Below are 26,237 nucleotides of genomic sequence, written 5' to 3'. Positions count from 1 at the left end.
TGCCCAGGCAACCGTTCGTGGCCGATCATCGCCGCCTCCGCGGGTGACGGGCGACGGGTTCAGGCCAGCATCGCCCTGACGGCCGGCTACACCATGATGAGACCGTGTCGCATCCCCTGCATGACAGCCTCGGTGCGGCTGCTTGCGCCGAGCTTGCCGAAAATGGCGGACAGGTGGAACTTCACGGTGTTGTCGGAGATGTCGAGATGACGCGCGATCTCCTTGTTGCCAAGCCCTTCGGCAAGCATCGTCAGCACCTCGATCTCACGTGGGGTGAGCATTTCGACCAGCGCCGCGGATGCCATCTGGCGCGGCCCCTGGTGCGCCGCCAGCAGCCGGGCGAGGATCTCGGGGGATAGCACGCAAAGGCCCGCGGCCACGGCTTCGATCGCAGCGGTGATTTCGCCGGGCGTCGCGCCGCGCGGCAGCAGTGCCGTCGCGCCGCCCGCCAGCGCGTCATGGATCCAGTCGCTGTCCGCCTCGTCCGTGAGCAGCACGAGCGCCGGCATCGCAGGATGGCGGTCCGCTCCCGGCGCCGGCAGGTCGCCGCCCTGCGGCTCCAGTTCGGCCACGACCACATCCGGCAATTCACTGGCAAAGCGATCGGCGATCGCCGCAACATCGGCCGCGCTACCTGCGAAATCCAGCGCCGGCGTCGCATCGACAAGCGCCTGCAGGCTTGCGCGCGCTTGTGGCGACGCGGCGACGACGGCAACCCTGAGCGGGCTCATCGGTGTCATTCCGGCATTCGGCATGCGACGCCTTGCACGATTCTCAGCAGCATGAATTCCGTTGCGGGCGTTCGCCCACCGTGACCGTGCATTCGCTGCGCTCGCCGCCCCGGATCAGCCCGATCTTCAGCGACTGTCCGATGCGCTCGCCGCCAAGCGCGGCATGCACGTCGTCCATGTCGCGACACGGCCGGCCGTCCAGCTCGATCAGCACGTCCCCGATCAGCACCCCGCCCTGCTCCGCAGGCCCGCCCGCCGCAAGCGACACCACCAGCAGTCCGCGCTCGGCAGCCAGATTCAGTTTCGTCACCCACGCCTGCGGCAGGTTCACCGGCTGCGTGCCCACGCCAAGGTAGCCGTGCGAAACACGTCCTTTTCTCGACAGCTCGTCGCACACGCGCGCCACGGTCGTGGTCGGAATCAGCATGCCCGCACCCTGCGCGAGCGCCGATGTGCACAGGCCCATCACCCGCCCCTGCATATCAGCGAGGGCCGCACCGGAGAAACCGGGGCGCAGTCCGCCGTCCAGTCGCACGAACGCGTCGAACTGGCCGCCTCGCCAGGTACGCCACGGACCGCCGGCCGTGCCGACGACGCCGAAATCCGCGCTGGTGCCGAGCCGGTCCACGCGCGCCACCGCGAGCACCAGATGGCCTGCCTTGAGCGAACGCGCGTCGCCGGTCTCGACCGGGCTCGGCGCCGCATCGCCAATCCTCAGTACGGCCAGGTCGGTACCAAGGTCCCGTCCCGCCAGCACGGCCGCCACGGTACGGCCATCGGCCAGCGTGACTTCAATGCCTTCTTCGTGCCGGAGCGTATGCGCGGCCGTGACCACCACGCCCGGTTGCCAGATTACTCCACTGGATGGAAAGCGGTGCCGCCCGTGCACCGCGACGACACTCTGGCCAACGCGCTCGGCGATGGCCGCGAGATTGTCGGAAAGATCCTGCAAAGGATTTCCGCTGGAGGTTGGGGTTTCCATGTGACGACTCCTGCCATGTATCGCGTGAACCGATGCTTCGCTCGGCCAACCCGCCTGAAGATGACAGGCGGGCAAGCGCGGACGAGTGGTTTCACGATGACAGGCGCGCGACGGACGCGCACCACCCTAATGGGTAGCCTGCGCGTCATGTCGAGCCGCCGCCTTCCTCACTCAGGCAGGAAAGTCAGTCGATGCCGACAGCTCCTTCCACGCTTCCGTTTCCTGCGTCACGTAAGCGTTTTTCGCGGCAATGGCAGCCAGCGTGTCGGTGCCAAGCGGAAGGCGCAGCGGTGGGTTCGACGCGTCGACCAGCGCGATCATCGCGGCCGCAAGCTTCGTCGGGTCGCCAGGCTGGTTGTGATTCATTTGCACGGCCTTGCGGCGAACCGCGCCCGAGGTGTCGTCGTAATCGTCGATCACGTCCGGGGCAACGACCAGCGAGGACGCGTCCAGAAAGTCCGTACGAAAATACCCCGGCTCGACCACGGTCGCGTGAATGCCCAGCGGTTTCAACTCGGCATGCAACGCTTCCGTGATGCCTTCGACGGCGAACTTCGTCGACGAGTACACGCCGAAGCCCGCTGCGGCCCGATAGCCGCCAATCGATGAAACATTGATCACGTGGCCCGAGCGGTTCGCGCGCATCGCCGGCAACACGGCGCGCGTGACGTTCAGCAAGCCGAATACATTCGTGTCGTACATGCGCCGCACTTCCTTGTCGGCGGATTCCTCCACCGCACCCAGGAGGCCGAAGCCGGCGTTGTTGACCAGCACATCGACGCGGCCGAATTTCTCCACCGCGGCCTGCACGGCCGCCTTTGCCTGCGCCTCGCTGGTCACGTCCAGCGCAACCGGCAGCAACGCGGCCGACTCGCCAAGACGCTCGGTGATGGCCGCGACATTGCGTCCGGCGGCCACGACCGCGTTGCCGTCCGCGAGCGCGGCTTCGGCAATCAATGCGCCGATCCCCCTCGACGCACCGGTGATGAACCATACGCGCTTGAACCCGCCTTGTTGAACGTCAGCCATGATGTCTCTCCCGCGTGTGTGATGAAGTGATGCCATCGTAGACGTGACGATTGACGCCAACTAGCGGCCCATTACTGGAGTCATAATCAACTTTTATTTGCGAATCCGGAGTCCCGGAAATGAACGGCATTCGTTCGATCACCATTTTCGTGCGCGCCGCGACGCTCGGCAGCCTGCGTGGCGCGGCAGTCGACCAGGGCATCTCGCCGCAGGCCGCGAGCCATGCGGTAATGCAACTGGAGAAGGAACTGGGCGTGCGGCTCTTTCATCGGACCACCCGCAAGCTGAGCCTGACCGAGGAAGGCCAACGGCTGTTCGACAGCGTGAAGCCGGCGCTCGCGACGCTGTCGTCCGCGCTCGACGACGCCCGGCGCTCGAAGGAGGAAGTGGCTGGCATGCTGCGCGTGAGCGCGCCGCGCGCGCTCGGGCTCCCGGTCCTGTGGCCGTACTTCGAGGAATTCCAGAAGCGCTATCCGAACGTGCAGCTCGAAGTGCAATTCGACGATCAGTTCACGGATCTCGTGACCGAGCGCGCCGATGTGGGATTTCGCGGTGGACCTCCGCCATCGGGAGGCTCGATCGCACGCCGGCTGGTGCCGATTCAGCTGATCGTGTGCGCATCGCCGGAATATATCGAGCGCAACGGCGCGCCGCGGACCATCGAGGAACTGGCTCAGCATCGCTGCACCGGGTACCGGCGCGCAAACACGGGCAAGCTCGCGCAGTGGGCGTTCCAGATCGGCGATGAGATCGTCTATCGCGACGTGCCCGCTGCCATCTGCGTGAACGACACGGAAATGGAAACGCATGCGGTGCTATCGGGCCTCGGCATCGGGCAGTTGGGTAGCTTCAACGCAACGACTCATATCCGAAGCGGCCGCCTCGTTCCATTGCTGACGCCGCACGTTGCCGAGCACGGCATGATTTATATTTACTATGGACATCGAACCGAGCAATCGCTGCGCGTGAGAACATTCATTGACTTCATGATCGAGCGTATGGCCGACAACCGGAACTTCTTCCTCGATCCGTCGGAGCTTCGCGCGAGGAAGCCGCAGCAGGGCCGTGCGGTACATCAACCGTAATATCGACACAGCTCGGGAAAGACTCGCCTTGAAAACAAGGGGTTACGGCGAGAAAATCTGTCGCTGCTAGTATGCATGTCAGGACTCCGGCGTCCGTTGATTGCCTGCTAGCGTCTGAACGGAGGCAAACGATGGCACGAGTTCGCGTTGACGGCTTCACCATCTCGCTCGACGGATACGGAGCAGGTCCGAATCAGGACATCAACAATCCGCTCGGCGTTGGCGGGACGGACCTGCACCAGTGGCTAGTCCCAACCCGCACGTTCCAGCGAGCCTTGTTCGGCAAGGACGGCGGCACCACCGGCGTGGACGATGATTTCGCCGCCCGTGGCTTTCAGAATGTCGGGGCCTGGATTCTTGGGAGAAACATGTTCGGACCCGTTCGTGGGGACTGGCCGGACACAAACTGGAAAGGCTGGTGGGGAGATAATCCCCCGTATCACGTTCCCGTCTTCATCTTGACCCATCATGCTCGGCCCGCCATCGAGATGGAAGGTGGCACGACGTTCCACTTCATGACAGGAGGCATTCGCGAGGCGCTCGACCGTGCACGTGAGGCCGCTGCCGGAATGGACGTGCGGATCGGCGGTGGGCCGGACACGATCCGGCAGTATCTTCGTGAGGGCCTCATCGATGAACTGCACATTGCTATCGCGCCGGTCCTGCTCGGCCGGGGGGAGTCGCTGTTCGAAGGAGCTGACTTGCGGGCTCTGGGATACGAATGCGTTGAATTCGTAGCGTCTGAGAAGGCCACGCATGTTGTCCTGCGGCGCCGAGGGCACGAGGATGCCTAGACTAGGGCTGTCGGGCCGCGGCATTGGCTCAGACATCAGTGTCAGCTAAATTTGAATGACCGCTTGCGCAATCGCTACGATCAAACCTTGCCCACCAATGCATGGGCTGCAGGCTCGTCGGGATGTGCTGCTATATATCGACCAATTGCGACCCTGACAAAGTCATGTTGGGCGGCATTCGATCTGAGTCCCCAGAGCGCAGCGGCCATGTAGATAAGTTCAACCGCTTTCGCTTCCCCCCATTGCTGGCGAACCCATTTCAGATCGCCCTTCGGTCCTTTTTCGACCTCTTTTTCGATGGCAACCAGCACCTTGGCATGATTGCCCTCGTTCGCATAGGATCGAAATGCGTCAAGAATGACCAGGCAATAGCGTGCATCGCCAGTCGCAGAACTCGCCCCCCATAGCAGGTCGAAGTCGGATGGCGTCTGCGCACGTACCATGCCGAGCGATGCGGGAAGTTTGTCCAATTCGGGGGGCTTGAGCCCCGCTGCCTTCATGCGCGCCGCGACCGCCTCTACCTTCTGGGCCTGTCCGGCCAGGCGTAACCCAATTGCAACGGACCATAAAACGCGCGGATCGACATCAGTCGCGACAACTGCGTCGACGCTGCCCGGATACCTGGAAAAAAACGCCGCGAGAAAACCGGCCAACGGCAGGTAGCTCGCAGCGTTGCTGACGTATGGCGGTTTGCTGAAGTCCTTGAGAATCTTCGTTACCGCTTCTGTACTCGGCGCCCGGTAGAAATACTTCATCTCCTTGTCGAGCGTTGTGGGCAACGTTTGCGCTTGTGCGCCTCCCACTAGGCCGCCTTCGACGGCAAGGCCGCAGCATGCCGCGACGACAATTGAAGCCGCGATCCACTTGGGTATCGGAGCCATGCGTGCTCCCGGATGTTGCCTACCGTTGAGCGATATAAGCGCTCGTGCAGGCCGGTCAAATGACCGACTCTACCCACGCTCCGCCAGTCGACAATGTGTTGCGACGTTATCGACAGCGACTTCAGTCCCGCCGCCATTCACAAGGATTATTGAGGTACGTCCATTCGACATGCCAGGGCGTACTTACCCGACGTTGCCGTCAACTTACCGAGGCCTGCGGGACAACGCAGCGTGATCGCGCTGTCAAGACACAGCACCGCTTAATCGCGTGGCCCCGCGTCGCGATCGCCTGGCCGACAAGCCGCCACCCTCGAACACACACGATCGAGATCAGGGTAAAGATTTACCTGCCTCCGTCGATATATCGACGAACGCATCGCCCAAGTGGATTGGGCCAACGCACGTCATTCGCCCCTCCCGACTTTCATCATCCTGCATGTAAGATGCCATCCAATTCAGCGGGGCAGCCGGGATCGAGGCAATGAAGTGCCAGTTGGCCCTGTCGCTTACACCCGGCTTTCTCGAGCTTTCCGGAAGACCATGATTCGATTTGCAAGCTCCCTGTTCACCAGACCGTCGCTGTTCATCTACGTCGGAATCGGAATCACGCTCGCGACCACGGGTGTCACGGTCGCCTCGCTTTACGAAATGAGGCTCGACGCGATGTCGCAGGCGCGCGATGCCGCCGAGAATCTCGTGATCTCGCTGCAGAAGGAGATCGAGCGCAATCTCGACATCTACCAGGTCGGCATGCGCGACGTCGCGACAAGTGTCGAGACACCCAGCATCGCGCGGCTTCCCCCGGAAGTCCGGCAGCTCATCGCATTCAGTTCGGCCACCCATGCGACGGAACTGGGTGCGCTGTTTGCGACGGACGCAACCGGCAAGCTCGTGCTCGACTCGCGTTCGATTCAGCCACGCGCGCTCAGTGTGAGCGAGCGCGACTACTTCCAGGTTCAGCAGCAGCAGAAAAATGCCGGCATCTACATCAGCGCGCCTTATCAGTCGTACACTGCCGGCCCCGGACTGCCGCATATCGCGTTAAGCCGGCGGCGCGAGGACAAGGACGGCCATTTCGCGGGCATCGTCGCCGGCACGCTGGGGCTCAGCTATTTCCGGAAACTCTTCGAAGGCTCGATACTCGGCCGGCATGGCACGATTACCCTGCTGCGCACGGACGGAACGGTCATCATGCGGCAACCGTTCCACGAGGGCGACATCGGCAAGTCGCTCGCGGGCGGCCACTCGTTCCCGCCGCTCGTGCAATCCAGTCACGGAACCTATATCGACATCGCCGTGCTCGACCACACCGAGCGCCTGTACAGCTTCCGGCGGATCGGCGGTTATCCGCTCGTCGTCGTCGTGGGCTTTGCGACGGACGACATCTTCGCAGGATGGCGCAAGCGAGCGATCGCAATCGGTATCGTCAGTGTCATTCTCGATGCGCTTCTCATCCTGTTGTCACTGATGTTCAGCAGACAATTGCGCAAGAGACTGGCGATGGAGCGCCGCTTGCAGCGACTTGCGTGGTTCGATTCGCTAACGGGCCTGCCCAACCGGGAACAGCTTCAGATGGAAGCCGCCCGGATCCTTTCGAACGCCAACCGGCATGCGTCGACGTTTGCGGTGTTGTTCATCGATCTGGACCGTTTCAAGCGCGTGAACGACACCCAGGGTCATGCCGCCGGCGATGAGGTCCTGAGCGAAATCGCACGACGCCTGCGCAGCCAGATCCAGACCGAGGACGTGATCGGCCGCCTCGGCGGAGACGAGTTTCTCGCGATTCTGCCGGACTGCGACGTGCTGAAGGCCAAGCAAGTCGCTGGGCGCATTCTGCAGGCCGTGTACCAGCCCATCGTCATCAACTCGAAGCAGGACACCCGCATCACGATCAGCGCCAGCATCGGCATTGCGCTCTCACCGCACGACGGAGAAGAAACCGGCATCCTGCTGCGCAACGCAGATCTGGCGATGTATCAGGCCAAGAGTGCGGGCCGCAACCAGATGCGGTTCTATGCGCCCGAGTACGAGCGTCAGGCGAAAGAGCAACTCGAGCTGGAAATCGAGCTGCAGCGGGCATTACGAGGGAACGCCCTGAGCGTCGCCTACCAGCCCAAGGTCGACGCCACCGGTGTGCTTTGCGGTGTCGAGGCGCTCGTGCGCTGGGAAAATGACGGGCAAAGCAGTGACGGGCAAAGCAGCATTGCGCCGGATCGCTTCATCGCCATCGCGGAGGAAAGCGGCCTGATCGCGGAGATGGATGCCTGGGTGATGGACGAAGCCTGCAGGCAACTTGCCGAGTGGCGAGCCGAGGGGCTTCACATACCCAACATGTCGGTGAACGTCTGCGCCGCCGACTTCAAGCGTCCGGATTACCCGGGCTTCGTCACCGATACGCTTCGGTCTCACGGTCTGGTTGCTGCAGATCTGACGCTCGAATTGACCGAGCGGGTCCTGTTCGATGAATCGGCCGACGACATTCGCGCGTCGCTCGATGCCATCCATGCCCTTGGCATCGCACTGTCGATCGACGATTTCGGCACGGGCTACTCGTCCCTGAGCTACCTCCACCGGTTCGCCGTCAAGGAACTGAAAATCGACAAAAGCTTCGTGCAGGGCATCGGCAGCGACGAAATGGCGGAATCGCTCGCGCAATCGCTGATCCACATCGGCAAGATCCTGAAACTGACCGTGACCGCCGAAGGCGTTGAAACACATGCCCAGCGCGACTTTCTGGGCATGCACGGCTGCCATCAGTATCAAGGGTTTCTGTTCTCGCGGCCGCTGGCCCCTCGCGACTTCGCACGCTGGGTGCGAGCGCATCGGCCGTGCGCATCGCCTGGCGATCCGGACGCTCGAGCCACCCAGCTCGGCGCCACCCTCGCGTAAAACGCAACGCCAGATGCCCTCCTGTTCACGGCACGGCGTCCACGTCCCCGCCCTCCCGAAACAACATCAAACCGACGAAACTCGCCGCGCTGCATCCAAGCACATACCATGCTGGCGCGTAGAAGCTGCCCGTCGTGCGCCACATCGCGCCGACGTCTCGTAGAAACGTGGAAGGGACGTTCGAGCGGCCATTTCAAAGCAGGGGCGAACGGCTGCAAGCAACTTACGCCATATTGCCCAAGCGACACGAACGCGTATGATCCTGCAGATTCTTGGATCATGAATGGAAAGGAGAGACCTCATGCCCAGCCTTGAGCGAGCGCGATCGACCATGCTTGTCGACGCGGTCTGGCGCACGGTGCTTCGCATCGGATTCGGGCTGGCGCGCGTCTGGTGGCGCATTCGACGGCCTCGCCACGAGGGTGCGCTAGTCGCAATCCATGTCGGGCGGGCGCTGTTGCTTGTCAAGTCATCGTACCGGCCCGAGTGGAATTTTCCCGGCGGTGGCGTCCAGCCGGGTGAGACGCCTTATGCGGCGGCGCAGCGCGAAATGGATGAGGAGATTGGTCTCTCGTCGTACCCATTGATCCCCGCAGGCAGCGCCTCCGGCATCTGGGACGGGCGAAGAGACCACGTGCATTTCTTTGAACTGCACCTCGATTGCATGCCAGAACTGCGGCTTGATAATCGCGAGATTATCGCCGCGCATCTGGCATCGCCGGAGGAATTGGGCAGCCTCGCGCTGACAGACGCGGTCGCTGCGTATCTCGACAGAAATCGCAGTAGTTAGTCGGCTCTTTTCGGGCTCGACGCAGCCTTCCGCTGAAGACGATCCATGTCGGGAAACGCGTGCATCGAGAATTCGAAAGCGGATTCCGCCAGGGCTTCGATATCCGATTCGCTGCTTTCCAGATGGCTGTCGATCCACAGCACGGCGAAACCGTGCACGAAGCTGCGCACAGCGACGCTGAATGCAAGGATCTGCTTCTCGTCGACGGCGGATCCGATCATTCTCCGGATCGCTTCCGTCGTCACCTCGCTGTTCTCGCGTCTGGCCTGGACGAGTTCGGCGTTGTCCTTGTGCTGGACCGCAAAACCACCGTACATCAGCCGGAACAATTCGGCATACGCGTGCGCGAACTTTACGTAGGCCAACCCGTTCACGGAAACGGGTCAGCCTCAGTTCGACGATGGCCGCGCCAACTTACGCTTCGCAAGTACTCCAGCGACGAACGCTCAACCGCCGCTCAATAGCGCACGCAGAACGTAGCCTGCTATGCGCGGATTCTCCTTGATACGCCGCGTGCTGTATCCATACCTCGGCAACGTAGCCAATTGCCCCGCCTGGTCTGACGCCCGGTGTCTCCTCGTGGACGTCCGGTATCAATTCCCGCGCAACGCCAGCGCGCTCATGACGAGTTGTGTTCATCGAGGCAGTTTATCGTATGTGAGCCGTGTACGATTCTGCCCGCTGTGCTCTGGTTTCGACACCACTCACAGATAGAGTTCCGTGATCGCCCCGCTGTATTGCTCGACGTTGCGCTCGGCATGCGGATCGAGCGTATTCAGGAATTCACGCGCCGCGCGCCGGTAATCGTCGAGCCGCGCGTCGTGCCCCGCAAACGCCTGGCGCAGCGCCAAAGCGCCGTCCTGGGGATCGAAGTCCGCATAGCGGTATCCGCAGCCCCCGAGCAGCGTCGAGTTGTGGATCAGCGGGTAGCCGCCATGCAGCGCTTCGTAATACAGGTAATTCTGTGCGTTCTCCCAATGGTGGGAAACGATCGCGTCAGCGTGCTGTCCCATGATTTCGTACGTCGGAAAGCGCGCCTCGAACGAAGCGAGTCCGTGGCGCACGAGATCGAGGCTGGTCGCGAATCCGACGAATAGCGGATCGTTTTTCAGGTGGAACGTGTTGTAGACGCGCAGCACGTCGATGAAGCCTGGCGACTGACGATAGGCGACATCTGCAAGCAGCATCGAAACATGGCTGGTCTTCACCATGCAGAGATTGGGCTCGAGGATCGCGAGGCGCCAGCGCGAGTGACCGGGCATGTAGCCGAACGGCTGGGCCGACGCACTCCGGCCAACGGCGCGCTCGAGGAGCAGCGGGCTCCACAGATGCTGTATGGTTCGCACCGGCGCGCGCAGCGCTGCCTCGTAATAGGCGGCACACGTCTTTTCAAAGGCAGGCAAGGTCCAGATCATGTCGTATTCGGTGCCGGAAACAAGCGTGCCATGAGGGCGGCCGAAGATCATGCGTTCGACGTCGATTGCGTAATCGTTGGCCACGCGCATGCCGACGATACGCCCGCCGCGGGACTGGAAGTCTCGCGCCCACTGCGGGTCGAGTTGCGCGCTCAGCTCGATGATCACGTCAAGCTGGGTGCGTGCCGTTTGCAGGTCGATCACCTGCGCCGGCGCGTCGGCCAGGAATTCCTGCGCATCCTCGACGCGGCCATCGCCGCCGTTGACCAGAAATACCGATTCCACGAGCGGCGATTTCGCAAGCAGCATGACCAGAAAGAAGCAGTTCTGAAAAATGCCGTTTTCCCAAAGGGATTGCTCACCCGCGCGCACGAAGATCGTCACCCCTACCTTGAGCCGCCTTCCGTTCAGCATGTCGTCCCCCGATCGCGTACGGATGTCAATCGCAACAAGCTGCGCGCATACGCATCCAGATTCATCGCGTGAAGCGGGCTCAACCTGGCCAGAAAAGCCGTTGCCGAGCGCCGATAGCAATCGAAATTCTCGTCATGGTTTCGCGACGCTTCAACGAGCCGACATGCGCCGCTCGGTATGTCGGAGTCCGGATAGTAGTACCCCACCGACTCCAGCCACGCCGAGTTATGGATCAGCGGGTATCCCCCGTGAAGCGCATCCAGATAGAGCGTGTTCTGATCGTGCTGCCACTGATGCGTAACGACCGCGTCGCCGAACTGGCTCATGTAGCCGGCGAAATCGTGCCGTTGCTCGAAGCGCACTTTCCCCTGCTTCGTCAGATCCAGCGAATTGGCCAGATGCACGAACGTCGGATGATCTTTTATCTGAATCGTGTTGAGCAGATGCAGTTCGGCAACGGCATCCTCGTTCGCCCGGAAAGCCGAATCGCAGATCAGCATTGGAATGCTGCATACCTTGGTCACGGAGATATTCGGCTCCAGTACCGCGACCCTGAGCGAACGAAACGTATATTCCTTTCGCAGCCGGGGGCGATATCCGAACTCGATCGCATGGTCCCTGCGCAACGATGCGGCTCGCCGCTCGAGGAATTCCGGCTCCCACAAACAGGGCACGTCGTACACCGGGCATCGGTAAAGGGATTCGAGCATCCGGCGAAAGCACCGGTCTCTCGGCAAGGTCCAGATTTCGTCGCAGCGCTCGGATCGGGAAAAATAGCCTGACGTGCCGAAGATCGTGGGCTCGATCAGGGCGGTATAGGGCTGTCCGCAGCAGTGGTAGACCACCTTCTTTCCCTTCGCGCGCAAATGGTCAAGCCAGCCGACATCGAGCCCTCCCGCCATTTCGATTGCCACGTCGATCAGGTCGGTGGCGTCGCGCGGCGCGATCAGCCGAAAGCCGGTGCCGTCAGCCTCGACGTCACCGGGCAGGCTCGACTGATCTCCACAATTGAGCAGCAGCACTTCGTCGACGAACGGCAACGCGCGCAACAACCGGGCCAGATAGACGACGTTCTGGCCCACGCCGTTTTCCCAGATGTTCTGGCCGGCGTGCGTGAGCATCGAAATTCCGATTCGCATGGCTGTTTACCTCGGTGAGTATCTGTTGCCTACCACTGGTACGCTGCGCCACCACCATACGTATTGCCGCCCGCGCCGTTGATCGCCACCCCTCCCTTGATCTTCAGGTTGTTGGTGATTCGGGCCGTGAAGCCGAGGGCCACTGCCTGATAGCCCTGGTAGCTGGCCGTTCCGAAGCCGACCGAGAGTGTCTTTCCGGGATCGACTTCGGGAATCATCGTCAGTGCGGCGGCACCGGCTATGCCGGAATAGGCGAGCCTTGCCACCTGGTTCATGTTCGACTGTACGGCACTCAGTTGCGACATGTTGACCGCGTCCGTCGGGTTCATGCCAGGCGCCAGGTTCGTGATCCTGCGCTCGTTGCCTGGCGAACCCACCGACACCGTGTTCGCATCGGTCGCGATCGAGTTCGCGCCCAGCGCGACCGAATTCGGCGCCATGGCTATCGCTCCCGCACCGATCGCAGCCGAGTTGTTCCCGGACGCGACCGCGTTCGCGCCCACTGCCGTGGCGGAGTCGGCGCTGGCCTGTGCGCCGGTGCCTGTCGCAACCGGGCTCGCCAGCGCGCTCGGCACGAGTTGCGCGGAATCGACCGCCTTCGCGCCGTTCGATTGTGAGCCCGAACCGGTAGACGAAGCGCTCGACGCCGTCGACGTGGAGCTTTGCACGGTGCTGGTGCTCGTTGTGGTCGATGTCGAGAGTGTGGCAGCAGTGGATGTACTCGCACTTTGCGATGATCCTTTCCCGAACCCTGGGGAGTTGACCTGCGTGGACAGGGAGGCCAGCCCCGTCGACAGCGACGTAACCGCGGTGCTCAACGTCGCCACGCGGCCGTTTGTCGTGTTCAAACCGGTCGAGAGAGACGTGACGCCCGTGGTGAGCAGAGCCACGCTGGTCGATGTGGAAACGCTCAACGTCGAAAGGTTGTTGTTGACCGTGCTCAGGCTGTTGAGCCAGGAGGCAATCGAACCGGAATACGAGGTCGACAACGACGCCAGATTGCTGTTCGTCGTGTTCAGGCTCGTGGAGAGCGAGCTCACGCCGCTCCCCGCCGTGCTGATTCCGGTCGATGCCGACGTCGACAGGCTCGTGAGGTTGCTGTTCGTCGTGTTCAAGCTCGTCGACAGCGAAGTGACTCGGCTGGTCGTCGTGGTCAGGCTCGTTGATAGTGAGGTCACGCCGCTTTGTGCCGTGCTGATGCCGGCTGCGGCCGAGGTCGACAGGCTTGTTACGGTGCTGTTGGTCGTGTTCAGGCCCGTCGACAACGAACCCACGCCGCTTTGCGCCGTGCTGATGCCGGCTGCGGCCGACGTCGACAGGCTTGTTACGGTGCTGTTGGTCGTGTTCAAGCCCGTCGACAGCGAAACCACGTCGCTCGATTCCAGCGTCGACAGTGCACCGAGGCTGTTGTTGGTGGTGGTCAGGCTCGTCGACAGCGAACCCACGCCGCTCTGCGCGGTGCTGATCCCCGCCGCCGCCGACGTCGACAGGCTTGTTACGGTGCTGTTGGTCGTATTCAAGCCGGTCGACAGCGAAACCACATCGCTCGATTCCAGCGTCGACAGTGCGCCGAGGCTGTTGTTGGTGGTGGTCAGGCTGGTCGACAGCGAACCCACGCCGCTTTGCGCGGTGCTGATCCCGGCCGCCGCTGAGGTCGACAGGCTTGTTACGGTGCTGTTGGTCGTATTCAAGCCCGTCGACAATGAAACCACGTCGTTCGACTCCAGCGTCGACAGTGCACCGAGGCTGCTGTTGGTGGTGGTCAGGCTGGTCGACAGCGAGCCCACGCCGCTTTGCGCCGTGCTGATCCCGGCTGCGGCCGAGGTCGACAGGCTCGTCACGGTGCTATTGGTCGTATTCAAGCCCGTCGACAGTGAACCCACGCCGCTCTGCGCCGTGCTGATGCCGGCTGCGGCCGACGTCGACAGGCTTGTTACGGTGCTGTTGGTCGTGTTCAAGCCCGTCGACAGTGAACCCACGCCGCTCTGCGCCGTGCTGATGCCGGCTGCGGCCGACGTCGACAGGCTCGTTACGGTGCTGTTGGTCGCGTTCAAGCCGGTCGACAGCGAACCCACGCCGCTTTGCGCCGTGCTGATGCCGGCTGCGGCCGAGGTCGACAGGCTCGTCACGGTGCTGTTGGTCGTGTTCAAGCCGGTCGACAGTGAACCCACGCCGCTTTGTGCCGTGCTGATGCCGGCCGCCGCCGACGTCGACAGGCTTGTCACGGTGCTGTTGGTCGTATTCAAGCCAGTCGACAACGACCCCACACCGCTCTGCGCCGTGCCGATCCCCGCCGCGGCCGACGTCGACAGGCTCGTCACGGTGCTGTTCGTCGAATTCAGGCTGGTGGAGAGCGAGAAAAGCTGCCCGCCATTAACCGCATCCGTCGAGCCCGACGCGACGTTCCCGCTCGACACATTGATGATCTTGCGCGTCGCCGCGCTGCTGCCCACGCTCACCACGCCAGCCGCGCCCCCGTCGGTGCTGTTGGCACCCAGCGCGACGGAGTTTGCCCCCGTGGCCGTGGCGCCGTAGCCGATCGCCGTGGTGTTGGTGATATTGAGCGGGCTGCCGGGCACACCCGATCCCGCAGATGCGCCCAACGCCACATTCCCACTGCCGTTGACGTACTGACCAGCGCTCGCTCCGATTGCCGTGTTGTAGCTGCCGGAAACGGCATAGCTGGAATTGGCCCCGCTGCCGGTGTTGTTGCTGCCCGTGACGGCATAGCTCGAATTGGCCCCGCTCCCGGTGTTGTTGCTGCCCGTGACGTTGTAGCTCGAATAGGCTCCGCTCCCCGTATTCGAGTCCCCCGTGACGTTGTAGCTCGAATTAGCCCCATTCCCGGTGTCCGAACTGCCAGTCAAGCCTGTGCCGCTCACATATCCGTAGAACGTGTTGTTGGTCCCGCTCCCCGCGTACGACGCCGACGTTTTTCCACAGGTATCACTGGCGGGAGCTTTGCTGTTATTACAGACATCGTCCGCCCAAGCGAACTGCGCCAGAGCCATGCACGTGCCGGCCGCCAAAGCGGCGGCAGCCACCGCCCGCACTCGCCGCACCGCACGAGACCGCCCCCCCGACTTCCCCTGTCCCGCCACGCTCTCCGCAACAACAACCATCTGATTCAGCCTGCGGCTGAAAATGCACTTGTGGATCTTGTTCATCTTTCCCCCCCTGTTCTTCTCAGCGCCAGTTCGCGGAGAGCGCTTGCAGACAGGTGCCCCAGTCCGCGCGCGCCTTTTGCCTGTATGTCACGACATCGGGATACCAGGCGGTGTCCCCATACCACCGCCAGTCCGCATGCTTTTGCAACAACACATGCGTTTTCAGTCCGAGCGCCCCGGAAAGATTGGCGCTCGACGTACACACCGACACGACTTCATCCAGACACTGCATCGCTGCCGCAGTCCGGCTGAAGTCGGTCAAGAAGAAAGAAAGATCGGTAACGGGCAGATCGGGCACACCGGCCAGAACCGCGCGGTGTTCAGCGGGCATCAGCGAATAGAAACGCACGCCCCCAATGTCCTTCAGCCATGCGTTCACCAACTCCGACGGCACGCTGCGCGCACGCCGGTTCGACGCGGTCGAGACTGGATTGGCTGACCACACAATGCCGATATGCCGGCAGCCATCGTCCGAGCGCGACGATGCAATCAACTGCCGCGCGGCGCTCCGATCTTCCGGTGCAGGCTTCAGATAAGCCGCCGGCTCAGGCTTGTCCAGCCATAACGGCAAATCGCCGATCGGGATGTTCCAGATACGTGAGGACTGTTTAACGATCCCGCTAAGGTCCGGCTCCTGGTTGACCATCCCCCCCAACACCCATGCCGACGGAAAACTCTCGCGAAACAGCCGCACCAGGGCGGGCCGGCACACCACCACCACGCGCATGTCGGCTGACTGTGCCCGCTGCACCAGTGAAGGCAGAAACGCGGCGAACAGGATCTCGTCGCCGGCGCCCTGTTCGCCAGACACGATCAATGTCGAGCCGGCTTCGAACTGGCCACGCCACGACGGATACGAAAAGTCCATGCCCTTGAGGCCGATCTTTTCGCCCGCATCGAAACGCCTCGCATAATGTGGCCACGCATCAGCGAACCGCCCCCTGCCAAGCAGAAAATGCGCGTATTCCCAATGCGTGAGCGGATCATCGTCTTCGGAGATCTGCTGCTCGAACAGGGCTTGCGCACGCTCATCCAGTCCCAGACAGGCACAGCACACGGCCATCCGGTGTGCAGCCTTGTCGCGCAATCCGCTTTCGACGCGAACCAGCCGGTCGAAGCATTCGAGCGCCTTGTCGAAATGCTCCCGGAGTCGGAGAAGCTCGCCGTAATTCCATAACGCATGGGTACAATCCGGATCGATTTCCAGGCAGGCGCGATACTCGACCATCGCGAGTTCCTGCTGTCCGGACTCCTGCAAAGCGACCGCCAGGTTATAGCGAACCTGCGGATCATGAGGCGCGAGTATGGCTGCCCGCGTGAGTTCATCGAGCGCCTCGCGTCGTCGGCCACCTTGACTCAATGCCACGCCCAGCAGCAGACGATGGAAGCTGCTCCCGGGATCAATGGAAACGGCCTGCCTCGCGCACGCGGCACTCTGCTCGAAGTCCCCGCCATTCAGAAGTTGCCACGCGCGCTTCGAAAGCGCGTCGGCGCTCGCCGGCACGACAGGCGCCAAATGCAGACCGTTTCTGCTTTTCATACTCACCCCGAACACGTCATTGATTGAATGCTCATCGCGCGCGTGAGCGCGGGTCAGTCAACGTGTGCGGAGAGGTGATGCGAGAAAGCAACCGCATGGCGGCCCGAAGCGTACCTGGACATGATTTCCCCGACCTGCGCGTTAGTTGTTCATCGCCGACATTGGCCATTACGGCCATGCGGCTTGGATCTGTGCGAAGGTCGTGAGCAAGGAATGGGCCAGAACGCGGCAGCGCAATGAGCAGAAGGCTGCGCGAGCGATAGCCAGTGTGATGTAACGTTCGGCACGAAGCGTTGTTTCAGTTCTGAAACGCCGGGGGATCGTGCCGATTCTCCAAGCCCCGCGCGTGGCAAGGAAACGCAGCAATGGCGCGGCTTTGCGTCGGGCGGCAAGCAATCGATTCAGCGCGCGCCGTTGTTGTGATGAATCGAAAAATGTTTCAACCATGTAACGCACAGCCGTTTCCGCCGGCGTATGCGTGCGCGTGCCCCGCCCGTTCGTGCCGAAGCACCGGGTGTCACCCGCCAGCGCCGAGCGATGATGCCGGCCGCTTTCCACCGCGGTTCTTCAGCCACGACACCACGGCATCGACCATCGGGTGGTAGCGATCCGCATTCCACGCGAGCGCCGCCGTGACCACCATCACCCGCTCCTTCAGCGGCCGGACCACGACGTTCTCCGGCGCGAGCCTGCGCATCGATGCCGGCACCAGCGCGACGCCCTGCCCGCACCCGACATACGCGATCTGCGATGCCACCGACCGCACTTCATGCAGCACGCGCGGCGCGAACCCGTGCGCGCGGCACACGCCCGTCAGCATGTCGAAGTAAGCGGGACTCACCTGCCGCGCCGACATCACCAGCGACTCGTTCGCGAGCGCCCCGATCCGTACCCTCGACAATGCGGCCAGCGCATGATCGCGTGGCAGTGCGACGGCGAGCCGGTCCTCCGCGAGCGGCATCGAGGCGATGCCGTGGCCGACCTCGCGGTCGAGCCGAACGAACGCAAGATCGAGCTCGCCCGCCTCCAGCGCCGGCACCGCTTCCGCGCTGTCGATCTCGCGCACGAACACGGTCAGATGCGGATGCGTGCGCTTCAGCGTATCGAGCACCGCGGGCACCGTCTCGAGCATCGCGGACGTGATGGCCCCGACATGCAACACCCCCGACTGGCCGGCCGCGACCTCGCGCACGACGCGCTCGAGCCGCTCGACCTGATCGGCGAACTGCCGCACGGCCGGCAGGATCGCGGCCCCGGCCGCGCTGAGCTGGGTGCCACGCCGCGACCGCTCGAACAGCTGTAGCTTCAGCGACTGTTCGAGCACCTTGATCTGTTCGGTCAGCGGCGGCTGCGACATGTTCAGGCGCTGCGCCGCGCGGCCGAAGTGCTTTTCCTCGGCCACCGCGAGAAACATCCATAGCTGCCTGATCAGCCTGAAGTCGATCGTATTGCTCATGTCACCCCGCCTCCGCGTCGAACCGGAACATGCAGCCCCGCCCCCGTCACCGCGACGATCGATCGCCGGACCGGAAACGCCTGCACGCGCCTGATCCGAAAATCATATCAGTCAGATACGAAATCGCGAATTTACATATCAGGCGCCGGGCCCGACGATGAGAGCCTCAGCCAACGGAACCCGTCGCCATGACCCAAGCCTCTCATCTCGACCGCCTCGCGGCGCTCGACACGAATACCGTGTCCGACGCGCTCGATTTTCTCGGCCTGCCGGGCGCCACCGTCGGCCTACGCCCGTTGTGGGACTGCCCGAAGATCGCCGGACGCGCGAGCACGATCCAGCTCGGCCACAAGACCGACGCTGCGCCCACCGTGCACCTGATCACGCCGGTCGTCGACGCTGTGACCACCGACGACCGCGTACTCGTGATCGCCGGCGGACTCGACGGCATCTCGTGCTGGGGTGACATCCTCGCGAATGCCGCGAGCGCGAAGCGGATCCGCGGCTCGATCATCGACGGTGCCAGCCGCGACATCGACGGCAGCGAAGCGATCGGCTACCCCGTCTACGGCCGCGGCGTCACGATGATCAGCGCGCGCAATCGCGTGGTGCAGGTCGATGCCGGCCAGCCCGTGCAGATGGCGGGCGTGACCGTGCGCGAGGACGACTACGTGATCGCCGACCGCTGCGGCACCGTGTTCGTGCCGGCCGCACGCATCGACGACGTGCTCGATCTCGGCGAGCGTATCGCGCGCCGCCAGGACGGGATGGTCGCGGCCGTGCGAACCGGCCGCTCCGTCGCGGAAGTCATGCACGACAAGGAATTCGAAGCAATTCGCGCGCAGTAAGCCTTTTCCCGGAGCATTGCCCATGACGAATCCCCTTAAAGCCAGCGCCGAAGACCAGGAACTGGTCGTGCTGTTCGCCGGCCTCGACACGCCCGGCGTGTCCGACGCGCTGGACAAGCTCGGCCTGCACGGCCAGGCGCTCGGCATCGCGCCGCTCGCCGACTATCCGCATCCCGTCGTCGGCCCGGCGTATACGGTCAGGTACGTGCCGTCGAGCGTGCCCGCGGGCACCGTCGGCGATTTCATCGACGGCGTCGCCGAGGGCGACGTGATCGTGATCGACAACGACGGCCGCACCGACTGCACGGTGTGGGGCGACATCATGACCCAGTACGCGGGCCTGCGCGGCATCGCCGCCACGGTGATCGACGGCGTCTGCCGCGACGTGAACAAGGCGCTCGGCGACGGCTATCCGCTGTTCACGGCCGGCCGCTTCATGCGCACCGGCAAGGACCGCGTGCAGGTCGAGTCGGTCAACACGACCGTTTCGATCGGCACGGTGCGCGTCGCGTCGCGCGACATCGTGGTGGCCGATGCGAACGGCGTCGTGATCGTGCCGCGGGCGCGCGCCCGCGAAGTTGCGGAAACCGCCCGACAGATCGAAGCAATCGAATCGTCGATCCGCGAACGCATCGCGGCCGGCGCCACCCTCCGAGACGCGCGGTCCGCACTCGGCTATCACACCCTTCAACGGAAAGCATGATGTCCGACGCCATCCTCTCCTACGACGCCGCGACGCTCGAGCAGGCGCGCAAGCTCGGCACGTCGACGCTCTACGAAGCGTCCGGGCTGCCGACCAGTTCCGTCGATCCGGCGATCCGCACGATCTGGCCCGGCGCGTCGGTTGCCGGCCCCGCATATCCGGTCGAATGCGCGCCGGGCGACAATCTCGCGATCCATCTCGCGATGGAGCAGGCGCTGCGCGGCAGCGTGCTCGTCGTGTCGACGGGCGGGTTCGTCGCCGGATACTGGGGCGAAGTGCTCGCCGCCGCGGCCGAAGCGGCCGGCATCGCGGGCCTCGTGATCGACGGCGGCGTGCGCGACATCGCGGCGCTCACCGCGCGCCGCTTCCCGGTGTTCACGCGCGGCGTGTCGGTACGCGGCACGCTGAAGGACAGCGCGCCGTCGGTCGGTGCGCCGCTCAGCTTCGCGGGCACGCCGGTTGCAGCCGGCGACCTCGTGGTGGCCGACGACGACGGCGTCGTGATCATCCCGGCAGCGCATGCGCAGGCGACGCTCGCGAACGGCCAGGCACGCGCGGACAAGGAAGCGCAGATCATGGCAGCGCTGGCCACCGGCCGCACGACGCTCGACCTGCTCGGCCTGACGCAATGGAGGTCCGCACGATGAATGCACGCGCCCATCCGTTGAACCGCTTCCTCGCGGCCGCGCAGCCGTCGGCGACCTACCGCGTGATGGACCGCGTGGCCGCGCGGCGCGCGAGTGGCGCGAAGGTGATTTCGCTGAGTGCCGGCGAACCGGATTTCGACACGCCCGGGCATGTGCGCGAGGCCGGCATCGCGGCGATCCGCGCGGGCCACACGCGCTACACGCAGGTCGCGGGGCTGCGTGCGCTGCGCGAAGCGATCGCCGGAAAATTCAAGCGCGAGAACGGCCTCGACGTCGACTGGCGCAACACGATCGTATGCAACGGCGGCAAGCAGGTGATCTTCAATGCGCTGGCCGCGACGCTCAACGAGCGCGACGAGGTCATCGTGCCCGCGCCATACTGGGTCAGCTACCCCGAGATCGTCCAGCTCTGCGGCGGCACGTCCGTCACCGTCGCGTGCGGTGCTGAAAGCGGCTTCAAGCTCACGCCCGGCGCACTGCAAGCCGCGATCACGCCGCGCACGCGCTGGCTGATCCTGAACTCGCCGTCGAACCCGACGGGCGCGGTGTACAGCCGCGCGGAACTGCAGGCGCTCGCCGACGTGCTGCTCGCGCATCCGCAAGTGCTCGTGCTGTCCGACGACATCTACGAGCACCTGATCTTCGACGGCGTCGACTTCCGCACGATCGCCCAGGTCGAACCACGGCTGAGCGAACGCGTGCTGACGATGAACGGCGTGTCGAAGGCGTACGCGATGACGGGCTGGCGCATCGGCTTCGGCACGGGCCCCGGCTGGCTGATCGACGCGATGGAAAAATTGCAGGGCCAGCAGACGTCGGGCGCATCGACGATCTCACAGCACGCGGCTCTGGCCGCGCTGTCAGGGCCGCAGGGCTTCATTTTTCATTCGCGCGTCGCGTTCCAGCGTCGACGCGATCTCGTCGTCGAACAGTTGAACCAGGCCCCGGGCTTGCACTGCGCGATGCCGCAAGGCGCGTTCTATGCGTTCGCGTCGTGCGCGGGCCTGATCGGCAAGACGACGCCGGCCGGCACGCGCCTTCGCAGCGACGAGGACGTGGTCAACGCATTGCTCGACGAAGCCGGCGTCGCCACCGTGCATGGCAGTGCATTCGGGCTCGGGCCGTATATCCGTATCGCCTACGCGCTGGACGATGCGTCGCTGCAGCACGCATGCGACGCCATTCAGGGATTCTGCCGGTCGCTCGTCGATTGAACATGTTTCTGCCGGCTGCTGCGCCAACGGTACGTCGCAATGCCGGCCCAACCAGGGAGCGAGGTTCGATGCCTCACGAATTTATCCAGTCGCGGTTCCCGTTCACGATCGAGGGCACGGCCGTCGACATCTCCGCGATCCATCGTGCCGGCGAGCGCGCGCCGATTGTGTTCCTGCATGGCTTCGGCTCCACAAAGGAAGACTACGCGGACATCGTGCGCCATACGGAATTCGCGGGCCGGCCGTTCATCGCGTACGACGCGCCGGGCTGCGGTGAGACGCAGTGCGCGGATCTGTCGAAGGTCGGCATTCCATTCCTCGTCGAAGCGGCGCTGACCGTGCTCGACCGTCCCGGCTTCGAGCGATTCCATCTCGTCGGGCATTCGATGGGCGGGCTGACGGCGCTGATGCTCGCGCATCGGCATCCGGAGCGCGTGCTCAGCTTCGTCGACATCGAAGGCAACATCGCGCCCGAAGACTGTTTCCTGAGCCGGCAGATCGTCGACTATCCGCGGGACAGCGCCGAACGCTTCTTCGACGATTTCATCGAGCGCGCGCGGCACGCACCTGCCCACGCGAGCGCGCTGTATGCGGCGAGCCTGCGCCACAAGGTGCGGGCGGAAGCGGTCGGCGGCATCTTCCGCTCGATGGTCGATCTGTCCGACAACGGCGATTTGATGGACAAGTTCCTCGGCCTGCCGTGCCCGAAAATGTTCATGTACGGCGAGCAGAACGCGTCGCTGTCGTATCTCGCGGATATCGCGGCTCGTGGCGTCACGCTCGCCGAGATTCCCGAGTGTGGCCACTTCCCGATGTATTCGAATCCGCCCGCGATGTGGGCCCGCATCGCGGCGTTTCATCGGCTTCCATCTTCAGCCGTTGACCTTGTATGAAGGAAGATACTGGCCCAGACGCGCCCCCATTTCGGCACCCAGCGTTTGCAGCGCATTGAGCGGACGGATCATGACCTCGAACTCGACGATTCGGCCTTCCTCGTCGAAACGGATCATGTCGATACCCTTGAGCTGCTTGTCTCCGACGGTTGCACTGAATTCCAGCACCACGCTCAGGCCATCGTCGCCGCCAAACTGGCGGTGATAGGTAAACTCCTTGAAGATCGTCACCACTGTCTGTAGCGCCAGGATCAAAGCGGGTGCCGGGCTGTACGGCTTGAAGGCCATTGGCGAACGAAAGACTGCGTCCGGATGAACGATGGTGTCGAGCGCGCTCAAATCGTTGCGTTCGACGAACGAATGCCAGATCGCAAGGGATTTCTCGACGGCGGGATGGAGGTGGGTCAGGGCTTTCGTCATGAAGAACTCCGGTAGCAAACGGAAAACGCACACTCATCAAAGTGTGGCTGCGAGCGTCGTGCCTTGGTGAATGGCGCGCTTGGCATCGAGTTCGGCCGCCTCGCAGGCGCCGCCGATCAGGTGGACTGTGCATCCCGCTGCCTCCAGCTGTTTTTCCAGCTCGCGCAACGGCTGTTGTCCGGCGCAGATCACCACGTTATCGACCGGCAGCGTCTGTGCGATGCCGTCGATTGTCACGTGGAGGCCGTCGTCATCGATGCGCTGGTACTCGACCGACGATGCCATCCCCACACCTCGCGCTTTCAGCGCCGTGCGGTGAATCCAGCCGGTAGTCTTGCCGAGCCCGTCGCCAACTTTGGATTTTTTCCGCTGAAGCAGGTGAACCTGCCGAGGCGCGGGTTCAAGTTGCCGCTCACGCAGGCCGCCGGCGTTCGTATACGCGGGATCGACGCCCCATTCCGCAAAAAACTTGTCCGGGTTCAGACTCGCACGCTCGCCACGATGGGTCAGGTATTCGGCCACATCAAAACCGATCCCGCCGGCGCCCACGATGGCGACGCTGCGTCCCACGGCTTTTTCGTCCCGAAGCACGTCGAGATAGCCCAGCACCTTCGGATGATCCACGCCTTCGATCGACGGGGTCCGTGGCACGATGCCGGTCGCCAACACCACGTCGTCGAAACCGCCTTGCATCAGCATCTCCGCGGTTGCGCGCGTATTGAGTCGAAGCTCCACGCCGCGCAGCGCGATCTGTTTCCGAAAATAGCGGAGCGTCTCGTTGAATTCCTCTTTGCCGGGCACCTTTCTGGCTATGTTGAACTGCCCGCCGATCTCCGTGCCGGCTTCGTAAAGCGTCACCGCATGGCCACGTTCGGCCGCCGTCACTGCGCAGCTCAGCCCCGCGGGCCCTGCTCCGACCACGGCGATTCGCTTGCGCCGTTCGGCTGGGCGAATCATGATTTCGGTTTCGTGGCACGCGCGCGGATTCACGAGGCACGACGTAATCTTGCCGGCGAACGTGTGGTCCAGACACGCCTGATTGCAGCCAATACAGGTATTGATTTCGTCCGCGCGCCCTTCACGGGCCTTGCGGACGAACTCGGCATCGGCCAGGAATGGCCGCGCCATCGACACCATGTCACACGCGCCGTCGGCCAGCAGCTTCTCGGCGATTTCGGGCGTATTGATGCGATTGGTCGCGACTAACGGAACGGACACCTTGCCCATCAGTCGTTGCGTCACCCATGCATAGGCGCCGCGGGGAACTTTGGTCGCGATCGTCGGAACTCGGGCTTCATGCCAGCCGATCCCGGTATTGATGATCGTCGCGCCTGCGCGCTCGACGGCCTGTGCAAGCTGAATCACTTCGTCGAGCGTCGATCCCCCTTCGACCAGGTCGAGCATCGACAATCGATACACGATGATGAAATTGCGTCCGACGCGCTCGCGTACGCGGCGCACCGTCTCTACCGGGAAACGAATGCGGTTTTCATATTCGCCGCCCCAACGATCGGTACGCTGATTGGTGCGTGACGCAATGAACTCGTTGATGAGATAGCCTTCCGAGCCCATGATCTCGACGCCGTCATAGCCCGCGTATTGCGCCAGCGCGGCGCAATTCACGAAATCGGCAATGGTCTGCTCCACCTCGTCGTCACTCAGCTCGTGCGGGACAAATGGATTGATGGGTGCACGCAGCGGACTCGGTGCAACCAGATTGGGCTGATAGGAATACCGGCCGAAATGCAGGATCTGCATCGCGATCTTGCCGCCGTGCGCGTGCACGGCCCCGGTAATTGCGCGATGGTGCTCGGCCTCCTCCTCCGTGGTCAGCATCGCGCCGCCATGCATCGGACGCGCACGCTCATTCGGCGCGATCCCTCCCGTTACGATCAGGCCGACCTCGCCACGCGCACGTTCAGCGTAAAACGCTGCCATCCTCTCGAAGCCATTCGGCGCCTCTTCCAGGCCGACGTGCATCGAGCCCATCAGAACGCGATTTCTGAGCGACGTGAAGCCAAGTTCAAGCGGAGCCATCAAATGCGGATATCGGATCATCGAAGCGTCACCATTTATGCAACTTGTTGCACAGATAGTAGTCCGAGACCCTCGTTTGTGCAACAAGTTGCGCAAACATATCCTGCTGCGGTTAACCCTATGACCCCAATATGGCAAGATGCAGCTAATCTCGCGGATTCCTTCGATTCACCATGTCACTGCCCCACGCACTGCTCACCGCCCTTGCCGAACGTCCCGGTTCCGGCTCGGAACTCGCCGGCCGCTTCGATCGCTCGATCGGCTATTTCTGGCAGGCGACCCACCAGCAAATCTATCGCGAGCTGGGCCGCCTCGAGGAGTCGGGGTGGATCGAATCGCTGCCGGAAGAGTCGGGGCGTGGCCGCAAGCGCGCGTACCGGATCCTGCCAGCCGGCAAGAAGGAATTGCGACGCTGGATCGCCGAGCAGGAAAACCCGACGCCGCTGCGCGAAGCGCTGATGGTCCGGCTGCGCGCGGAAGCGGTGCTCGGCCCCGCCGGCCTCGAGGAGGAAATCCGGCGACGCATGACGCTGCACCAGGAAAAGCTCGACCTGTACCGGCAGATCGACGCACACGATTTTCCGGCTGACGCAGGATCGCGTGCGCAGCGCCTTCAGCGTCTGGTGCTGAAAGCGGGCATCGCGCACGAGCAGTTCTGGGTCGAGTTCTCGAAAGAGGCACTCGACGTTTTGTGTCTGCCGAAGGACTGACTCGCTTCAGAACGCGAGCGGGATGCGCGCCACCGATTGCGGCATTCTGGCTGACTGCTGGCGCTTGCTTGTCGTACTGCTAGATGATTGAGAGAAACCAATAACCAGTCGGAGTAGGAATGACGGTCGCCCATCACCCCCTCCACAGATCCGTACGTGCGGAATTACCGCATACGGCTCCTGCCTTGGGTCGTAACGATCAGACGTTGGTTCGGATAGGGGTGGCATATATGGACGAGGGGCAACCAGTGCGCGGCGAGACGACTCATACGTTGCCCCGTCAGGCGATGCTTCTGACTGCGACGGCGCAGAGTGCGGTACCACACGAGCCTGTCAGTTTTTTCGTGTGCCGAGGTCATGAGACGATAACGGAAATAACGTCTATGACCGATGCAACCGTGACCAAGAAGAGCAAGAACCCGAAGGCGCCGAAGCTGTTCCCCGATGAGCTGA

The 26,237-nt window shown here is 63.3% G+C and carries 23 protein-coding genes and 2 pseudogenes; 11 read left to right on the top strand and 14 right to left on the bottom strand.

Annotated features, from left to right (window positions below):
• Positions 1–86 precede the first annotated feature (86 nt).
• The 3 genes from DID96_RS30915 to DID96_RS30905 form a co-directional block, all read right to left on the bottom strand.
• Entirely contained in the window at positions 87–731 is a 645-nt protein-coding gene (locus DID96_RS30915; RefSeq protein ID WP_124603041.1) for a response regulator transcription factor, read from the bottom strand.
• A gap of 43 nt (positions 732–774) precedes the next feature.
• Positions 775–1,713, bottom strand: a complete 939-nt coding sequence (locus tag DID96_RS30910) for a S1C family serine protease (protein ID WP_124603022.1) — start codon at positions 1,711–1,713, stop codon at positions 775–777.
• 171 nt (positions 1,714–1,884) lie between these two features.
• Complete coding sequence (locus DID96_RS30905; protein WP_124603021.1) at positions 1,885–2,742, bottom strand: oxidoreductase; 858 nt, start codon at positions 2,740–2,742, stop codon at positions 1,885–1,887.
• A 119-nt stretch (positions 2,743–2,861) separates the two neighbouring features.
• On the opposite strand from DID96_RS30905, the gene DID96_RS30900 reads away from it, so the two are divergent.
• Positions 2,862–3,827, top strand: a complete 966-nt coding sequence (locus tag DID96_RS30900; RefSeq protein ID WP_124603020.1) for a LysR family transcriptional regulator — start codon at positions 2,862–2,864, stop codon at positions 3,825–3,827.
• Positions 3,828–3,958: 131 nt separating this feature from the next.
• The gene (locus tag DID96_RS30895; RefSeq protein WP_124603019.1) at positions 3,959–4,621 is read left to right on the top strand and encodes a dihydrofolate reductase family protein; all 663 of its coding nucleotides are present in this window, start codon (positions 3,959–3,961) and stop codon (positions 4,619–4,621) included.
• Positions 4,622–4,701: 80 nt separating this feature from the next.
• Here DID96_RS30895 and DID96_RS30890 read toward each other — a convergent pair whose 3' ends face one another.
• Positions 4,702–5,502, bottom strand: a complete 801-nt coding sequence (locus DID96_RS30890) for a hypothetical protein (protein ID WP_124603018.1) — start codon at positions 5,500–5,502, stop codon at positions 4,702–4,704.
• 540 nt (positions 5,503–6,042) lie between these two features.
• Here DID96_RS30890 and DID96_RS30885 point away from each other — a divergent pair.
• Together DID96_RS30885 and DID96_RS30880 are read left to right on the top strand one after the other, a co-directional pair.
• Complete coding sequence (locus DID96_RS30885) at positions 6,043–8,391, top strand: EAL domain-containing protein (protein WP_124603017.1); 2,349 nt, start codon at positions 6,043–6,045, stop codon at positions 8,389–8,391.
• A gap of 301 nt (positions 8,392–8,692) precedes the next feature.
• Entirely contained in the window at positions 8,693–9,181 is a 489-nt protein-coding gene (locus DID96_RS30880; protein WP_124603016.1) for an NUDIX domain-containing protein, read from the top strand.
• Here the strand turns inward: DID96_RS30880 and DID96_RS30875 are convergent.
• The 8 genes and pseudogenes from DID96_RS30875 to DID96_RS30845 all read right to left on the bottom strand — a co-directional run bounded on the left by DID96_RS30875 (position 9,178) and on the right by DID96_RS30845 (position 18,312).
• Positions 9,178–9,555: a TetR-like C-terminal domain-containing protein gene (locus DID96_RS30875; RefSeq protein ID WP_124603015.1), complete on the bottom strand. Its 378-nt coding sequence runs from the start codon at positions 9,553–9,555 to the stop codon at positions 9,178–9,180. The two genes, DID96_RS30880 and DID96_RS30875, sit on opposite strands and share 4 nt — an antisense overlap.
• A 330-nt stretch (positions 9,556–9,885) precedes the next feature.
• Positions 9,886–11,010 carry a DUF2827 domain-containing protein gene (locus DID96_RS30870; protein WP_124603014.1) on the bottom strand — a complete coding sequence of 375 codons (1,125 nt, stop codon included), beginning with the start codon at positions 11,008–11,010 and terminating at the stop codon, positions 9,886–9,888.
• The gene (locus tag DID96_RS30865; protein WP_260464056.1) at positions 11,004–12,131 is read right to left on the bottom strand and encodes a DUF2827 domain-containing protein; all 1,128 of its coding nucleotides are present in this window, start codon (positions 12,129–12,131) and stop codon (positions 11,004–11,006) included. The genes DID96_RS30870 and DID96_RS30865 overlap by 7 nt, the downstream gene beginning before the upstream one ends.
• A 47-nt stretch (positions 12,132–12,178) precedes the next feature.
• Positions 12,179–12,589 carry a YadA-like family protein gene (locus DID96_RS39140; RefSeq protein WP_260464055.1) on the bottom strand — a complete coding sequence of 137 codons (411 nt, stop codon included), beginning with the start codon at positions 12,587–12,589 and terminating at the stop codon, positions 12,179–12,181.
• 1,914 nt (positions 12,590–14,503) lie between these two features.
• Positions 14,504–15,316: pseudogene (locus tag DID96_RS39630) on the bottom strand (ESPR-type extended signal peptide-containing protein); the annotation flags it as partial.
• A 19-nt stretch (positions 15,317–15,335) separates the two neighbouring features.
• On the bottom strand, positions 15,336–16,856 hold the full coding sequence (locus DID96_RS30855; RefSeq protein WP_124603011.1) for a tetratricopeptide repeat protein: 1,521 nt from the start codon (positions 16,854–16,856) through the stop codon (positions 15,336–15,338).
• 168 nt (positions 16,857–17,024) lie between these two features.
• Positions 17,025–17,312, bottom strand: a complete 288-nt coding sequence (locus DID96_RS30850) for a hypothetical protein (RefSeq protein WP_124603010.1) — start codon at positions 17,310–17,312, stop codon at positions 17,025–17,027.
• A 61-nt stretch (positions 17,313–17,373) separates the two neighbouring features.
• Positions 17,374–18,312 carry a LysR substrate-binding domain-containing protein gene (locus tag DID96_RS30845; RefSeq protein ID WP_124603009.1) on the bottom strand — a complete coding sequence of 313 codons (939 nt, stop codon included), beginning with the start codon at positions 18,310–18,312 and terminating at the stop codon, positions 17,374–17,376.
• 188 nt (positions 18,313–18,500) lie between these two features.
• On the opposite strand from DID96_RS30845, the gene DID96_RS30840 reads away from it, so the two are divergent.
• The 5 genes from DID96_RS30840 (at position 18,501) to DID96_RS30820 (ending at position 22,617) form a co-directional block, all read left to right on the top strand.
• The gene (locus tag DID96_RS30840) at positions 18,501–19,160 is read left to right on the top strand and encodes an RraA family protein (RefSeq protein ID WP_124603008.1); all 660 of its coding nucleotides are present in this window, start codon (positions 18,501–18,503) and stop codon (positions 19,158–19,160) included.
• Positions 19,161–19,182: 22 nt separating this feature from the next.
• Positions 19,183–19,863 carry an RraA family protein gene (locus DID96_RS30835; protein WP_124603007.1) on the top strand — a complete coding sequence of 227 codons (681 nt, stop codon included), beginning with the start codon at positions 19,183–19,185 and terminating at the stop codon, positions 19,861–19,863.
• A complete protein-coding gene (locus tag DID96_RS30830) occupies positions 19,863–20,510 on the top strand; it encodes an RraA family protein (protein ID WP_124603006.1) in 648 nt (215 codons plus the stop codon). The genes DID96_RS30835 and DID96_RS30830 overlap by 1 nt, the downstream gene beginning before the upstream one ends.
• The gene (locus DID96_RS30825; protein WP_124603005.1) at positions 20,507–21,724 is read left to right on the top strand and encodes a pyridoxal phosphate-dependent aminotransferase; all 1,218 of its coding nucleotides are present in this window, start codon (positions 20,507–20,509) and stop codon (positions 21,722–21,724) included. The genes DID96_RS30830 and DID96_RS30825 overlap by 4 nt, the downstream gene beginning before the upstream one ends.
• 68 nt (positions 21,725–21,792) lie before the next feature.
• Complete coding sequence (locus DID96_RS30820; protein WP_124603004.1) at positions 21,793–22,617, top strand: alpha/beta fold hydrolase; 825 nt, start codon at positions 21,793–21,795, stop codon at positions 22,615–22,617.
• Here the strand turns inward: DID96_RS30820 and DID96_RS30815 are convergent.
• Together DID96_RS30815 and DID96_RS30810 are read right to left on the bottom strand one after the other, a co-directional pair.
• Complete coding sequence (locus DID96_RS30815; protein WP_124603003.1) at positions 22,597–23,037, bottom strand: nuclear transport factor 2 family protein; 441 nt, start codon at positions 23,035–23,037, stop codon at positions 22,597–22,599. The genes DID96_RS30820 and DID96_RS30815 overlap by 21 nt on opposite strands.
• 36 nt (positions 23,038–23,073) lie before the next feature.
• Positions 23,074–25,095 carry an NADPH-dependent 2,4-dienoyl-CoA reductase gene (locus DID96_RS30810; protein WP_124603002.1) on the bottom strand — a complete coding sequence of 674 codons (2,022 nt, stop codon included), beginning with the start codon at positions 25,093–25,095 and terminating at the stop codon, positions 23,074–23,076.
• A gap of 152 nt (positions 25,096–25,247) precedes the next feature.
• Between DID96_RS30810 and DID96_RS30805 the strand changes: the two genes are divergently transcribed.
• Together DID96_RS30805 and DID96_RS39130 are read left to right on the top strand one after the other, a co-directional pair.
• Positions 25,248–25,784 carry a PadR family transcriptional regulator gene (locus tag DID96_RS30805; protein ID WP_124603001.1) on the top strand — a complete coding sequence of 179 codons (537 nt, stop codon included), beginning with the start codon at positions 25,248–25,250 and terminating at the stop codon, positions 25,782–25,784.
• Between the two features lie 230 nt (positions 25,785–26,014).
• Positions 26,015–26,237 (top strand): annotated as a pseudogene (locus DID96_RS39130) (hypothetical protein); the annotation flags it as partial.

Source organism: Burkholderia sp. Bp8963 (assembly GCF_003854275.1).
Classification (GTDB): domain Bacteria; phylum Pseudomonadota; class Gammaproteobacteria; order Burkholderiales; family Burkholderiaceae; genus Burkholderia.
Note: the sequence above shows the minus strand (reverse complement) of the source record. Positions and strands in the feature narration are given on the sequence as shown.